Here is a 15,440-nt window from a genome sequence, read left to right on the forward strand (position 1 = left end):
TTTTTTATTAGAGTGTACTTGTATCAAATAAAAAACTATATTGATTTATATAGGACGGTTTATTTATAAGATTAATATTGACTCAGAGAATAATAAAATATAATAATATAAAGATAGATTATAAAATAGAGAGGTATTAGATATGAAGAATATAGTAGTTATATGTGAAAATTTACAAAGTGCTGAAGCAATAAAGTTAGCAGGAAAAGAATTAGGGATAAATGTAGTTTGTGAAATACAAGAAAATTGCAAAATACAAAATGAAATAAGTGAAGCTGAAATTAGAAAAGCATGTGCAGTATTATTTGTAATAAGCTTTGAAGTGGAAGATATAGAAAAGATAGAAAGATTTATAGATTGTGAATACTATGAAGTAGAGCCTAAGTATGTTATAAATGATGCAAAATCAGTAATTAAAGAGATAATGGAAGAAATAAATTAGTAGGTTAAGTAATAGAAATTAAAGTATTATATCATTAAATGTAAATTAAGAGAATATATTAATGCAAGCGGTGATATAATTGAAAATATTTAATAAAGAAAGTCTATTATTTAATATATTTGGAAATGTAAGAAAAGTAATTGCGTTGTTGCTTACATTAGTATTTTGTTATCTAAGTATTAGTGGAACCATAACACAATAACAATTTATATCTGTCTTTAGTATGGTTTTAGGATATTATTTTGGTAAGTCAACAGCACTAGATGTTCCAGATAAATTAAGAAAAAAAGAAAATACTATCACTAAAGAGATTAGTGAAGCAGATAAAAACATATTTGATTAAAATAAAAGCTCAGACTTAATTGTCTGAGCTTATTTCCATTAATACCTCTTTTAAATTCTCAAGAGATGTATTTAATTTATTAAGTTGGTCGTCTGGAATAGTTGAAAGCCTATTTTTTAAAGTATCTTTCATAAGATTAAACTTATCTTTTAAATATTGATCTCCTTTATCAGTTAAGCTAATATTAACTATTCTACGATCTTTTGTATCATGAGCTCTTTCAACCATTCCTTCATTTATAAGTTTATTAAGAAGTTTTGTCATATTTGGTGTTGAAATTAACAGCTTTTTAGCAACTTCAGAAATTGGTTGAGTACCCTTACGTCTAAGAACTTCCATTATTTGGAAGTGAGAATGATTGAATGTATCATTTCTAAAACCACATTCATTCCTAATTATTTTCTTTTGAAATAATGGCATTATCTTTACAAAATTTTGAACTATAGATTCTAATTTATCATCAGCCATAATAATACCTCCATAAAAATTTATTTTAACACAAATTTTACCCATAAAAATTATTTCATACTATATACAACATTAAATTTATTTTCAGACTGTAGGGAAATACAATATATATAAATTTTACAATATTTTATATACTATTTTTAGTTATAAAAATAGTATATAAAATATTGACTTTTTTTTAAAATACTATATACTTAAAAAATATAATAGTTAAAAAGTATAACTATTAACTAGTATAAGTAGTTTAATATTATTATACATCAAAAACTATAAATTGTGTAAAAAGACTAAAATTAAATGGAGGGAATTTTAAGCTATGTTTAAGATTTTTAAATACTCAAAACCGTTTATTGTGTCAATTATTATGGCGGTTATGCTTTTAGTAGTTCAAGCAATGTGTGATTTATCATTGCCTGATTATACTTCAAACATAGTAAACGTAGGAATTCAACAAAGTGGTATAGAAAATGCAGTACCAGTTGTTATAAGAGAAACAGAATTTAAGAAGTTAAAAATATTTATGAACGACACTGAAAAAGAAAAGGTTGAAAAATATTATAACTTGATAGACAAAGAAGACTTAAGTGACAAGGAGTATAACAAAGAAGTTGAAAAGTATCCTGCACTTAAGAATGAACCTTTATACCAATTAAATACTAAAGATAAAGATGTTATAGATAGCTTAAACAAGATAATGTCTGACTCTATGATGAGAGTAGCAGCTATAAATATGGCTAGTGATAAAGGCGATATACCAAATGTACCAAAGGGTACTGATATATGGCCTATGATAGAAAATATGCCAAAGGCTCAATTAGATACTATGATGAAGCCTATTGATGAAAAAATAGATGATTTAGATCCTAGCATGCTTACTCAATCAGCTATTTATGCAGTTAAAACTGAATATGAAAAAATAGGCATGGACTTAACTAAGTTACAAAACAATTATATATTCAAAACAGGAGCGATAATGATAGTAATAGCTCTTGTAGGTATGGCAGCTACAATATCAGTAGTTTATATAGCTGGTAGAGTTGGTGCAGGTGTAGGAAGAAATATACGTAAAGATGTATTTAGAAAAGTTGTAGGATTTTCTAATGTAGAATTTAACAAATTTTCTACAGCATCACTTATAACTCGTAGTACAAATGATATACAACAGATACAAGTATTTACTGCGATGTTTATAAAGATGGTATTTTATGCTCCAATACTAGGGATAGGTGGGGTATTAAAAGTACTAGATACAGATACTTCTATGTCTTGGATAATAGGAGTGGCTATTGGTGCAATACTAATAGTTGTTACAGTATTATTTAGTTTAGCTATACCGAAGTTTAATAGAGTTCAAAAGCTTATAGATAAATTAAACCTAGTAACACGTGAATCATTAACAGGAATGTTAGTTATAAGAGCTTTTAGTACTCAAAAAATAGAAGAAGAAAGATTTGATGAAACAAATACTCTTTTAAGAAAAACAAATACATTTGTAAATCGTATAATGACTATGATGATGCCGACTATGATGCTTATTATGAATATAACAACTGTACTAATAGTATGGGTTGGGGCTAAGCAAATAGATGCAGGTGCGATGCAAGTCGGGGATATGATGGCATTTATACAATACTCTATGCAAATAATAATGGCATTCTTAATGATATCAATGTTATCAGTAATACTTCCAAGAGCAGCTGTATCAGCTAAGCGTATAATGGAAGTACTAGGTACAGAAGTATCTATAAAAGATGTTGAAAACACTAAAATATTTGATGATTCAAAAGATGGAGAAGTTGAATTTAAAAACGTATCATTTAAATACCCTAATGCAGAAGATAATGTATTAAGTGATATAAGTTTTGTTGCTAAGCCAGGTCAAACAACTGCATTTATAGGAAGTACAGGAAGTGGTAAATCAACTCTAATAAACCTTATACCTCGTTTCTTTGATGCTACTGAGGGAGAAGTTTTAGTAAATGGAGTTAATATAAAGGACGTAAGCCAACACGATCTTAGAGAAAAAATAGGATATGTACCTCAAAAAGGAGTTTTATTCTCTGGAACAATAGATAGTAATATAAAATATGGTGCAAGAGATATAAGTAAGGAAGAAGTTGAAAGAGCAGCACAAACAGCTCAAGCAATGGAGTTTATATCTACTAAGCCAGAAAAATTCGAAACTGAAATATCTCAAGGTGGTACGAATGTATCTGGAGGTCAAAAGCAAAGACTTTCTATCGCTCGTGCTTTAGCTAAAAAGCCTAAGATATTTATATTTGATGATAGTTTCTCAGCTTTAGATTTAAAAACAGATGCAAAACTTAGAAAAGAACTGAAAAATCAAACTGGAGATTCAACAGTTTTAATAGTAGCTCAAAGAATCAGTACTATAATGAATGCAGAGCAAATAATAGTGCTTGATGAAGGAAAGATGGTAGGTAAAGGAACTCATCAAGAGCTAATAGAAAACTGTGACGTATATAAGCAAATTGCACTATCTCAGTTATCAAAGGAGGAGTTAGTCAATGAGTGTTAAGAAAAGCAAAAGACCTATGAGAATGGGTGGAGGACCTTCTATGATGGCAGGTTCAGAAAAAGCAAAAGACTTTAAAGGGACTATGAAAAAATTACTTAATCGTTTAAGTCCATATAAAGTGTCATTAATATTTGTTGTATTATTTGCTATAGGTAGTGCGGTATTTACTATAGTGGGACCTAAAATATTAGGTAATGCAACAACAGAAATATTTGAAGGATTAGTAAGCAAAGTAAGTGGAAGCGGAAGCGGAATAGATTTTACTAGCATATCAAAAACACTAGCTATGCTAGTTGGATTATATGTTATAAGTGCACTGTTTTCATTTGTTCAGACATTTGTTACATCTGATATATCACAAAAGGTATCTTATAATTTAAGAAAAGAGATATCAGAAAAAATAAACAAATTACCTCTTAAATACTTTGATGGAACAACAAACGGAGAAGTATTATCGAGAGTTACTAACGATGTAGATGCAATAAGTCAAAACTTAAACCAAATACTATCACAGATGATAACTGCAGCGACAGTACTTATAGGTGTACTAGTGATGATGTTATCAATAAGTGTAAGTATGACTTTAGTAACTTTAGTAATAATACCTTTAGCATTAGTATTTATAAGTATTGTTGTTAAAAAATCTCAAAAACACTTTAAAGATCAACAAGAGTACTTAGGTCACACTAATGGTCACATAGAGGAAATATATAGTGGGCACAATATAATGAAAGCATTTAATGGTGAAGAAAAAGCTATTGAAGAATTTAATGAGCTAAACAATACATTATATAATTCTGCTTGGAAATCTCAAGCATTATCTGGAATGATGATGCCTATAATGACTTTTATAGGAAACTTAGGATATGTAATGGTAGCTATAATGGGTGGATATCTTACAATAAAGAAAAAAATAGAAGTTGGGGATATACTATCATTTATTCAATATGTAAGATCATTTATGCAACCAATAGCACAAACAGCTCAAATTGCCAATGTAATGCAACAAACGGCAGCTGCTGCTGAAAGAGTATTTGAATTCTTAAGTGAAGATGAAGAAATGGAAGAAACTAAAACACCTGTATCAACTGAAAATATTAAAGGTGAAGTTGAATTTGAAAATGTAAACTTTGGATACAGTGATGATAAAATAATAATAAATGATTTCTCAATAAAAATAAAATCAGGTCAAAAAGTAGCGATAGTAGGTCCTACAGGAGCAGGTAAAACTACAATAGTAAAACTTCTTATGAGATTCTATGAGTTAAATAGTGGAAAGATATTAATAGATGGACACGATATAAAAGAATTTACAAGAAGAGATTTAAGAAATCTATTTGGTATGGTTTTACAAGATACTTGGTTATTTAATGGAAGTATAATGGATAATATACGTTATGGAAACCTTAAAGCGAGTGATGAAGAGGTTATAAAAGCAGCAAAACTTGCGCATGCAGATCACTTTATAAAGACATTAAGTGATGGATATAATATGGAAATAAATGAAGAGGCTAACAATATATCTCAAGGTCAAAAACAATTACTAACAATAGCAAGAGCTATACTTGCAGACCCAAAAATATTAATATTAGATGAAGCAACAAGCTCTGTTGATACTCGTACAGAAGTATTAATACAACAAGCTATGGAAAATCTTATGGAAGGTAGAACAAGCTTTATAATAGCTCATAGATTATCTACTATAAGAAATGCTGATTTAATATTAGTAATGAAAGATGGGGACATAGTAGAACAAGGTAGTCATGATGAATTACTAAAAGAAGGCGGATTCTATTCTGAATTATACAATAGTCAGTTTGAAGAAGTAGAAGCCTGTTAATAAAATAAAAAGCGATTCTTAAGTTTAATAACTTATGAATCGCTTTTTATTTTATTAAAATATTGTATTTTAAATTATAGAGAAAAGAGTTTTCGTATATATAATTACACATATTTTTATATGAATCTAGAATATAAAAGTACAAATCATAAACACAAAATTACAAATACACAGATTGAAAAAGTTACTACAATTAAAGTAAGTAATATAATTTTATAAAACATAACAAATAATATCAAAATTTAAGGAGTGGGGGATTATGCCAAATATAGTATTAACAAGAATCGATAACAGATTGATACATGGTCAAGTAGCGACAATGTGGTCTTCAAGTGTAGGAGCAAATTTATTATTAGTTGCAAATGATGAGGTATGTGCTAATGAATTTAGACAAGGTCTTATGGATATGGCAGCACCAAGCTTTGCGCAAACTAGATATTTTAGTATAGAAAAAACTATAAATATAATAGACAAAGCAAGTGATGCTCAACATATAGCAATAATATGTGAAACTCCACAAGATGTAGTGAGATTAGTAGAAGGTGGAGTACCAATAAAAGAAGTTAATATAGGAAATATGCATATGGCAGAAGGGAAAAGACAAGTATCTAAAGCTGTATGCGTAGATGATGATGACGTCAAAGCATTTAGACGTCTTCAAGAACTTGGTGTGAAGCTAGAAATCAGAAGGGTTCCAAGTGAATCTGCTGAGAGTCTAGATGAACTATTTAAATAAAATTCAATAAGGGGGTAAGTTTATGGAATTAAGTTTTATTCAAATTGGTCTTATATTAATAGTTACAATGATAGCAGCAATAGACCAATTTAACTTCTTAGAGTCCTTTTATAGACCGATAGTAATTGGTCCTATAATAGGAGCTATAATGGGAGATTTACAAACAGGACTTATAGTTGGTGGTTCATATGAACTTATGATGATAGGAGCAATGCCAGTAGGAGGAGCACAACCTCCAAATGCAGTTATAGGTGGAATAATGGCTACAGTATTTGCTATTCAATCAGGATTAGATACTTCAGCTGCACTACCTCTTGCAATACCATTTGCATTACTTGGTCAATATGCAGTAACAGCTTTATTTACAGTAATGTCTCCATTAATGGGACTATGTGATAAGGCAGCAGATGAGGCTAATCCAAAAGGTATAGATAGAGTCAATTATATGGCTATGGGAATATTAGCAGTATCATTTGCATTGATAGTTTTAGCTGGATTATTATCAGGTCAGGCAATAGGAGAAACTTTAACAAAAGTATTACCACAATGGGTTTGGGATGGACTAACTGCAGCAGGTAAGATGATGCCAGCACTAGGATTTGCAATGTTACTTAAAGTTATGTTAAGTAAAGAATATGCATTATTTATGATGTTAGGATTTGTTTTAGTAGCATATGGTAAATTACCACTTTTAGCTATAGCTATAGTAGGTATAGCTGCAGCAGTTTATGACTTCCATGTAAGTATGAAAACTAAAAATACAGGAGGAGGTATAGGCGATGGCATCTAATACAGAAGCATTAAAAAGTCAAAGAGAGTATATCGATAAAACAGAAGGCGAAACTCTTGACAATAAAACATTAAATCAAATGGCTTGGAGATCAATGTTTTTACAAGCATCATTTAACTATGAAAGAATGCAAGCTGGAGGATGGTTATACTCTATACTTCCAGGGCTTAAAAAAATACACAAAAACAAAGAAGATTTATCAACATCAATGAAACATAATATGGAGTTTTTCAACTGCCATCCGTTTTTAATAACATTTGTTATGGGGATAATATTATCTCTTGAACAAAAAAAGGCAGATGTTCAAACTATACGTGCTCTAAGAGTTGCAGCAATGGGACCTTTAGGTGGTATAGGAGATGCAATATTCTGGTTTACATTATTACCAATATCTGCAGGTATAGGAGCGAATCTTTCTTTACAAGGAAGTATATTAGGACCAATTATATTCTTTGTGTTATTTAATATAGTACATTTAGGATTGAGATTTGGTCTTATGCATTGGTCATATAAAGTTGGTGTTGAAGGTATAACTAAGCTTACTAAAAATGCTAAAGAATTTACTAGATCAGCTACAGTACTTGGTATGATAGTAGTAGGAGCATTAATAGCATCATATGTAAATATAAATATAGTTACTCCAGAATACTTAAGTATGTCTGGAACTATAGACTTACAAAAGATACTAGATTCTATAATGCCATGTTTATTACCTCTTGGATTAACATTTGGAATGTATGGATTAGTTAAGAAAAATGTTTCCCCGTTAGTTAATATATTAGTATTAGTAGTAATAGGATTAATAGGAGCATTCTTAGGTATACTCTAGGAGGATAAAATGATAATAATAACAGGACATGGGAATTTTGGAAGTGGACTTAAAAGTAGTTTGGATTTAATTGCAGGAAAATATGATTTTATAAAAACTGTTGATTTTACAGAAAATAAATCATCAGATGATTTAAAAGAAGAAATAAGAAACATAGTTAAAGATACTTATAATAAAGTATATATATTTACAGATTTACCTGGAGGAACTCCTTTTAAGGTTAGTAGTGAATTAACATTAGAACATTCGAATATAGAAGTTTTTTGTGGAACTAATCTGCCAATGCTAGTTGAATCTACTATGATGGTGTCTCTAGGATTTGAGATTGATAGTGAGGCTATAAAGACAGCTGGAATAAACAGTATAAAACCGCCAATAAGAAAAGTTGTGTTGGCTGAAGATGGAATATAAATTATAAAAAAGGAGGATGCAAAATTGCATTCTTCTTTTTTTATAATTTATTTAAGCTTTTTATAATAAAAAATAATATTATGGAAAAATTAAATATAATTATGCTATTTCTTACAGGAGGAAGTAATATGGACAATATAAGAGAAACTAGATATAAAAGAGAAGATGGAACATATGATATATCTTTAGAAGTTAAAGATTCTGCATACTTTAATGTATTTGATAACGCAGACACAACATCAGGTAAAGAATTTCTAAGAGATTATTTAAAAAGTAATGCAGATGATGCTAGATATGCGGATATTTCTGTAAATCATAATAAGGGTAGACGTATAGTAAGCATAAAAGCTAAACTAGATTATGAAGGTAATATGCACACATCATATGATAACAGAAGAAAATTATATTAAATAAAAAATAATATACATATTGTACTAGTTAAAATTAATTATAAAAATAAAGATAAGAAAAAATTAACTAGTACAATATATTTAAAACTAAGTGAATATAAGTAATTTATTGATATTAATATTAAATAATAAATATAAAAATAAAAAAGTTTATAAAAAGTATTGACGATATAAAATTATGGTGATATAGTATTACTTGTCCTTAAGAAAAGGGCAAAGCAAAAAAGTAAGCGCCGACACAGTCGCTTAAAATGAACTTTGAAAATTAAACAGTAGGTTAATTTATATAACTGATTCTTAAAGAATCGAAAACAAACCAAGCCAGATATTCAGATAATGATAGTCTGAGCAGGAAAACTTATATTTGAGCAACAGAATAAGTTGAGTGAATACGAAACTTGTTTGTTGGCGATATAAATTCAAATTTATTTTGAGAGTTTGATCCTGGCTCAGGATGAACGCTGGCGGCGTGCCTAACACATGCAAGTCGAGCGATTTACTTTTAGTAAAGAGCGGCGGACGGGTGAGTAACGCGTGGGTAACCTGCCCTGTACACACGGATAACATACCGAAAGGTATGCTAATACGAGATAACATGAGAAAGTCGCATGGCTTTCTTATCAAAGCTTTTGCGGTACAGGATGGACCCGCGTCTGATTAGCTAGTTGGTAAGGTAATGGCTTACCAAGGCGACGATCAGTAGCCGACCTGAGAGGGTGATCGGCCACATTGGAACTGAGACACGGTCCAAACTCCTACGGGAGGCAGCAGTGGGGAATATTGCACAATGGGCGAAAGCCTGATGCAGCAACGCCGCGTGAGCGATGAAGGCCTTCGGGTCGTAAAGCTCTGTCCTCAAGGAAGATAATGACGGTACTTGAGGAGGAAGCCCCGGCTAACTACGTGCCAGCAGCCGCGGTAATACGTAGGGGGCTAGCGTTATCCGGAATTACTGGGCGTAAAGGGTGCGTAGGCGGTCTTTCAAGTCAGGAGTGAAAGGCTACGGCTCAACCGTAGTAAGCTCTTGAAACTGTAAGACTTGAGTGCAGGAGAGGAGAGTAGAATTCCTAGTGTAGCGGTGAAATGCGTAGATATTAGGAGGAATACCAGTTGCGAAGGCGGCTCTCTGGACTGTAACTGACGCTGAGGCACGAAAGCGTGGGGAGCAAACAGGATTAGATACCCTGGTAGTCCACGCCGTAAACGATGAGTACTAGCTGTCGGAGGTTACCCCCTTCGGTGGCGCAGTTAACGCATTAAGTACTCCGCCTGGGAAGTACGCTCGCAAGAGTGAAACTCAAAGGAATTGACGGGGACCCGCACAAGTAGCGGAGCATGTGGTTTAATTCGAAGCAACGCGAAGAACCTTACCTAAGCTTGACATCCTTTTGACCGATGCCTAATCGCATCTTTCCCTTCGGGGACAGAAGTGACAGGTGGTGCATGGTTGTCGTCAGCTCGTGTCGTGAGATGTTGGGTTAAGTCCCGCAACGAGCGCAACCCTTGCCTTTAGTTGCCAGCATTAAGTTGGGCACTCTAGAGGGACTGCCAGGGATAACCTGGAGGAAGGTGGGGATGACGTCAAATCATCATGCCCCTTATGCTTAGGGCTACACACGTGCTACAATGGGTGGTACAGAGGGCAGCCAAACCGTGAGGTGGAGCTAATCCCTTAAAGCCATTCTCAGTTCGGATTGTAGGCTGAAACTCGCCTACATGAAGCTGGAGTTACTAGTAATCGCAGATCAGAATGCTGCGGTGAATGCGTTCCCGGGTCTTGTACACACCGCCCGTCACACCACGGAAGTTGGGGGCGCCCGAAGCCGGATAGCTAACCTTTTGGAAGCGTCCGTCGAAGGTGAAATCAATAACTGGGGTGAAGTCGTAACAAGGTAGCCGTATCGGAAGGTGCGGCTGGATCACCTCCTTTCTAAGGAGAATTACCTACTGTTTAATTTTGAGAGTTCATTGAATAAATGAAAATCTCAAAAAATGCGCGTAGCGCAAACACATTAATTTGAGCAACGTAGCATGACCGAATGGGAGTGACCGTTGGCGATATGCGAAGCATTTTAGTACTTTGAAAACTGTATAACATTTAGTGATATGACATCATTTTTTATAAATAGACAAGAAAAGTCTTTAAAATAACTTTAATAACTGGTCAAGTTATTAAGGGTGCAGGGCGGATGCCTTGGCACTAGGAGCCGATGAAGGACGTGATAAGCTGCGATAAGCTTCGGGAAGTTGCACGTAAACTTTGATCCGAAGATTTCCGAATGAGGAAACTCACTTAGAGTAATGTCTAAGTATCGTTAAGTGAATACATAGCTTAGCGAGGGGAACCCGGGGAACTGAAACATCTAAGTACCTGGAGGAAGAGAAAGAAAAATCGATTCCGTAAGTAGCGGCGAGCGAACGCGGAACAGGCCAAACCAACAAAGTTTTCTTTGTTGGGGTTGCGGACATATCATCAACGAAGAGGCTATTGTAGACGAAGAGAGTTGGAAAGCTCCGCTATAAAGTGTAACAGCCACGTAGTCAAAACGAGAAGACTTCAGATATGATCCAGAGTACCACGGGACACGTGAAACCCTGTGGGAAGCAGGAGGGACCATCCTCCAAGCCTAAATACTACCTAGTGACCGATAGCGCATAGTACCGTGAGGGAAAGGTGAAAAGAACCCCGGGAGGGGAGTGAAATAGAACCTGAAACCCTGCACTTACAAGCTGTGGGAGCACATTTCTTGTGTGACCGCGTACTTTTTGTAGAACGGGCCAACGAGTTACGTTAAGTAGCAAGGTTAAGCACTTAAGGTGTGGAGCCGTAGCGAAAGCGAGTCTTAAATGGGCGATTTAAGTTACTTGACGTAGACCCGAAACCGGGCGACCTATCCATGAGCAGGTTGAAGCGAAAGTAAAATTTCGTGGAGGACCGAACCCACGAGCGTTGAAAAGCTCGGGGATGACTTGTGGATAGCGGTGAAATTCCAATCGAGCCCGGAGATAGCTGGTTCTCCCCGAAATAGCTTTAGGGCTAGCCTTGAGCTTAGAGAAACGGAGGTAGAGCACTGAATGTCCTAGGGGGTATTGCACTTACCGAAGACTATCAAACTCCGAATGCCGTCTTCTTTTGCTCAGGAGTCAGACTGTGGGTGATAAGATTCATAGTCAAGAGGGCAACAGCCCAGATCGTCAGCTAAGGTCCCTAAATGTACGTTAAGTGGTAAAGGATGTGGGATTGCACAGACAACCAGGATGTTGGCTTAGAAGCAGCCACTCATTTAAAGAGTGCGTAATAGCTCACTGGTCGAGTGATCCTGCGCCGAAAATTTCCGGGGCTAAAACGTACTACCGAAGCTACGGCATCATTATGATGGGTAGGGGAGCTTCGTATGCAGGCTGAAGCATGACCGTAAGGACATGTGGACAGTATACGAGTGAGAATGTTGGCATGAGTAGCGAGACGTGGGTGAGAATCCCACGGGCCGTAAACCCAAGGTTTCCAGGGGAAGGTTCGTCCGCCCTGGGTTAGTCGGGACCTAAGCCGAGGCCGAAAGGCGTAGGTGATGGACAACAGGTTGATATTCCTGTACCACCAATAACCGTTTGAGGAATGGGATGACACAGTAGGATAAGCTAACCACACTGTTGGTTATGTGTGGCTAAGTGCTGAGGCAGTCAAGATAGGCAAATCCGTCTTGATAATGCTAGGGTACGATGGGGAGCTCTTTAGAGCGAAGTAGCTGATTTCACACTGTCGAGAAAAGTCTCTACCGAGGTTAAAGGTGCCCGTACCGTAAACCGACACAGGTGGGTGAGGAGAGTATCCTAAGGCCAGCGAGAGAACTATTGTTAAGGAACTCGGCAAAATGACCCCGTAACTTAGGGATAAGGGGTGCCATCCTTTGGATGGCCGCAGAGAATAGGCCCAAGCGACTGTTTACCAAAAACACAGGTTTCTGCTAAGTTGCAAGACGATGTATAGGAGCTGACGCCTGCCCGGTGCTGGAAGGTTAAGGGGATCTGTTAGGAGCAATCCGAAGCAGTGAACTTAAGCCCCAGTAAACGGCGGCCGTAACTATAACGGTCCTAAGGTAGCGAAATTCCTTGTCGGGTAAGTTCCGACCCGCACGAAAGGCGTAACGATTTGGGCACTGTCTCAACAATAGACTCGGTGAAATTGTAATCCCGGTGAAGATGCCGGGTACCTGCGACAGGACGGAAAGACCCCATGGAGCTTTACTGTAGCTTGACGTTGGGTCTTGGTACTACATGTACAGGATAGGTGGGAGACTATGAAGCATGGACGCCAGTCTGTGTGGAGTCACCCTTGGGATACCACCCTTGTAGTACTGGGATCCTAACCAGAGGCCTTGAATCAGGTCTTGGGACACCGTCAGGTGGGCAGTTTGACTGGGGCGGTCGCCTCCCAAAAAGTAACGGAGGCGCTCAAAGGTTTCCTCAGCACGGTCGGAAATCGTGCGAAGAGTGTAAAGGCAAAAGGAAGCTTGATTGCAAGACATACAGGTCGAGCAAGGACGAAAGTCGGACTTAGTGATCCGGTGGTTCCGCATGGAAGGGCCATCGCTCAACGGATAAAAGCTACCCTGGGGATAACAGGCTTATCTCCCCCAAGAGTCCACATCGACGGGGAGGTTTGGCACCTCGATGTCGGCTCATCACATCCTGGGGCTGTAGTAGGTCCCAAGGGTTGGGCTGTTCGCCCATTAAAGTGGTACGCGAGCTGGGTTCAGAACGTCGTGAGACAGTTCGGTCCCTATCCGTCGCAGGCGTAGGAAATTTGAGGAGACCTGTCCTTAGTACGAGAGGACCGGGATGGACGTACCTCTGGTGTACCAGTTGTTCTGCCAAGGGCATGGCTGGGTAGCTATGTACGGAATGGATAAGCGCTGAAAGCATCTAAGCGCGAAGCCAACTTCAAGATAAGATTTCCCACCGTAAGGGTAAGACCCCAGGAAGACTACCTGGTTGATAGGTCGAAGGTGTAAGTGCAGTAATGTATTTAGCTTATTGATACTAATAGGTCGAGGACTTGACCTCATTTAAATGATGAATCTAAATGGTATACAGTTTTGAAAGTACTAATAAAACTAAATATGCGGGTGTAGCTCAATGGTAGAGTTCCGGCCTTCCAAGCCGGCTGTGAGGGTTCGATCCCCTTCACCCGCTCCAGATAAAGATTATGTGGTTATTATAGCAAAGAGGATACACCTGTTTCCATACCGAACACAGAAGTTAAGCTCTTTAGCGCTGATGGTACTTGGGGGGCGACCCCCTGGGAGAGTAAGACGTAGCCACGTAATCTTTTTTATTTTAAGAAACTATTGAAAAATAGTTTCTTTTTTTGTTTATCTATACTCAAATTATAGATAATAGGGAATACTAAATTTTATTTATATTAAGGAGGGATGAATTGGATTTAATTTTATTTAAGTTTTTGTATTTTCTATTATTCTTTGGATTATCAAGTATAGCAGGAATGCTGATTCCATTTTTACAATATAAAGGGTTTAGTCCAATAGAAACGGCTACATTAATAAGTTTTTACACTGTAAGCGGAATTTTGGGACAACTAATAGCAGGTTGTTGCTGTGATAAATTAAAAACAATTAAAAAAATATTTATATTTTCTTTATTAGGTGTAATGTTTAGTACAGCTTTAGCTATTTTTATAAATATTAAAATATTATTTTATATTAGTTTTGTAATTATGGGATTTTTTTATTATATATTGACTAGTATACCTGATAGTTGGGTAATAGAAAGTGGAGAAAATGCAAAGTCAAAATTTGGATTTTTTAGAGCTTTTGGTTCAACTGGGTGGGCATTTGGAGTATTAGCATCAGGAATTATAACAGAAAAGTATGGATATCATATATTAAACATAATATATCTAATAATGTTGTCATTAACTCTATTTATAAGCCTTAAGATAAAAGATACGGTAAAAGAATATAAGGGTTGTGGAAATTTAAAAGAGTTATTCAATAATAAAGAATATATACTCACTGTAATTATATTATTAATAATTTGTATCCCGTTTAGAGGATACTGTCAGTTAGTACCTTATAGAATAGAATATGTAGGGGGAAACACTGTAAACTTAGGAATATTTAATTTTATAAGCTCAATAAGTGAGATAGCTATGCTTATTTTAGCACAAAAAATTATGCATAAATTAAGTCCTGACAAATTATTATTATTATCACCATTAGGACTATTTCTTCAAATACTAATCCTAAGATTTGGAAGTAATATAAATATTATATATATTAGTGCTGTCCTACAAGCATTTACATTACCAATAATATTAGTAGTAGGAAAAATAATAATAGATAGAATATCTCCTAGTAATTTAAAAACATCATCACAGTTAGTAGCATTTGCTATATTTAATAGTGTATCAACTATAATTGGAACTGCTAGTGTTGGATATTTTATAGAGAAGTTTTCCTTGGATAAAGCTAATTTATTTCTATTAGGGTGTAATATGCTATCTATATTAGGCGCATTATATTACGACAGAAATATTAAAGATAGGACTATATAAAATTAATAATATAAATTTATTAAAGTAGAATATTAAAGCTGCTTTATGGAAAAATAAT

General features: G+C 35.2%; 10 protein-coding genes, 1 tRNA gene and 3 rRNA genes. 13 read left to right on the forward strand and 1 reads right to left on the reverse strand.

Annotated elements, in window-relative coordinates; genetic code table 11:
• The first annotated feature begins 142 nt into the window (after positions 1–142).
• On the forward strand, positions 143–442 hold the full coding sequence (locus tag FRIFI_RS01720; RefSeq protein ID WP_166504834.1) for a PTS sugar transporter subunit IIBC: 300 nt from the start codon (positions 143–145) through the stop codon (positions 440–442).
• 358 nt (positions 443–800) lie between these two features.
• Here FRIFI_RS01720 and FRIFI_RS01725 read toward each other — a convergent pair whose 3' ends face one another.
• Complete coding sequence (locus FRIFI_RS01725; RefSeq protein WP_166504835.1) at positions 801–1,253, reverse strand: MarR family winged helix-turn-helix transcriptional regulator; 453 nt, start codon at positions 1,251–1,253, stop codon at positions 801–803.
• 316 nt (positions 1,254–1,569) lie between these two features.
• On the opposite strand from FRIFI_RS01725, the gene FRIFI_RS01730 reads away from it, so the two are divergent.
• From FRIFI_RS01730 to FRIFI_RS01785, 12 genes are all read left to right on the forward strand, one after another.
• Positions 1,570–3,792, forward strand: coding sequence for an ABC transporter ATP-binding protein (locus FRIFI_RS01730; RefSeq protein ID WP_166504836.1), 2,223 nt, complete (start codon positions 1,570–1,572; stop codon positions 3,790–3,792).
• Positions 3,782–5,632 (forward strand): ABC transporter ATP-binding protein, encoded by a 1,851-nt coding sequence (locus FRIFI_RS01735; RefSeq protein ID WP_202819465.1) that lies wholly within the window; start codon positions 3,782–3,784, stop codon positions 5,630–5,632. Before FRIFI_RS01730 ends, FRIFI_RS01735 begins: the two co-directional genes overlap by 11 nt.
• A gap of 259 nt (positions 5,633–5,891) precedes the next feature.
• A complete protein-coding gene (gene agaB, locus FRIFI_RS01740; RefSeq protein WP_092923024.1) occupies positions 5,892–6,368 on the forward strand; it encodes a PTS galactosamine transporter subunit IIB in 477 nt (158 codons plus the stop codon).
• Positions 6,369–6,390: 22 nt separating this feature from the next.
• Positions 6,391–7,158, forward strand: coding sequence for a PTS mannose/fructose/sorbose/N-acetylgalactosamine transporter subunit IIC (locus FRIFI_RS01745; RefSeq protein WP_092923027.1), 768 nt, complete (start codon positions 6,391–6,393; stop codon positions 7,156–7,158).
• Entirely contained in the window at positions 7,148–7,987 is an 840-nt protein-coding gene (locus tag FRIFI_RS01750) for a PTS system mannose/fructose/sorbose family transporter subunit IID (RefSeq protein WP_092923030.1), read from the forward strand. The genes FRIFI_RS01745 and FRIFI_RS01750 overlap by 11 nt, the downstream gene beginning before the upstream one ends.
• Before the next feature lie 9 nt (positions 7,988–7,996).
• Positions 7,997–8,398: a PTS sugar transporter subunit IIA gene (locus tag FRIFI_RS01755; protein WP_092923033.1), complete on the forward strand. Its 402-nt coding sequence runs from the start codon at positions 7,997–7,999 to the stop codon at positions 8,396–8,398.
• 128 nt (positions 8,399–8,526) lie between these two features.
• Entirely contained in the window at positions 8,527–8,808 is a 282-nt protein-coding gene (locus FRIFI_RS01760) for a hypothetical protein (RefSeq protein ID WP_166504837.1), read from the forward strand.
• A gap of 426 nt (positions 8,809–9,234) precedes the next feature.
• A 16S ribosomal RNA gene (locus FRIFI_RS01765) occupies positions 9,235–10,738 on the forward strand.
• Between the two features lie 232 nt (positions 10,739–10,970).
• Positions 10,971–13,872, forward strand: a 23S ribosomal RNA gene (locus FRIFI_RS01770).
• A 58-nt stretch (positions 13,873–13,930) separates the two neighbouring features.
• Positions 13,931–14,004, forward strand: a tRNA-Gly gene (locus FRIFI_RS01775).
• Positions 14,005–14,015: 11 nt separating this feature from the next.
• Positions 14,016–14,132: ribosomal RNA gene (gene rrf, locus FRIFI_RS01780) — 5S ribosomal RNA — on the forward strand.
• Together the 16S, 23S and 5S rRNA genes with 1 tRNA gene alongside form the textbook arrangement of a ribosomal RNA operon.
• A gap of 113 nt (positions 14,133–14,245) precedes the next feature.
• Positions 14,246–15,382 (forward strand): MFS transporter, encoded by a 1,137-nt coding sequence (locus tag FRIFI_RS01785; RefSeq protein ID WP_166504838.1) that lies wholly within the window; start codon positions 14,246–14,248, stop codon positions 15,380–15,382.
• Positions 15,383–15,440: the final 58 nt, after the last annotated feature.

The sequence above is a fragment of the Romboutsia hominis genome (assembly GCF_900002575.1).
In the GTDB taxonomy this organism is placed as follows: domain Bacteria; phylum Bacillota; class Clostridia; order Peptostreptococcales; family Peptostreptococcaceae; genus Romboutsia_C; species Romboutsia_C hominis.

Excerpts from the sequence above, each read along its gene's own strand:
- FRIFI_RS01720 (WP_166504834.1), top strand. The coding sequence starts at position 143 with ATGAAGAATATAGTAGTTATATGTGAAAATTTACAAAGTGCTGAAGCA.
- FRIFI_RS01725 (WP_166504835.1), bottom strand. The coding sequence starts at position 1,253 with ATGGCTGATGATAAATTAGAATCTATAGTTCAAAATTTTGTAAAGATA.
- FRIFI_RS01730 (WP_166504836.1), top strand. The coding sequence starts at position 1,570 with ATGTTTAAGATTTTTAAATACTCAAAACCGTTTATTGTGTCAATTATT.
- FRIFI_RS01735 (WP_202819465.1), top strand. The coding sequence starts at position 3,782 with ATGAGTGTTAAGAAAAGCAAAAGACCTATGAGAATGGGTGGAGGACCT.
- agaB (WP_092923024.1), top strand. The coding sequence starts at position 5,892 with ATGCCAAATATAGTATTAACAAGAATCGATAACAGATTGATACATGGT.
- FRIFI_RS01745 (WP_092923027.1), top strand. The coding sequence starts at position 6,391 with ATGGAATTAAGTTTTATTCAAATTGGTCTTATATTAATAGTTACAATG.
- FRIFI_RS01750 (WP_092923030.1), top strand. The coding sequence starts at position 7,148 with ATGGCATCTAATACAGAAGCATTAAAAAGTCAAAGAGAGTATATCGAT.
- FRIFI_RS01755 (WP_092923033.1), top strand. The coding sequence starts at position 7,997 with ATGATAATAATAACAGGACATGGGAATTTTGGAAGTGGACTTAAAAGT.
- FRIFI_RS01760 (WP_166504837.1), top strand. The coding sequence starts at position 8,527 with ATGGACAATATAAGAGAAACTAGATATAAAAGAGAAGATGGAACATAT.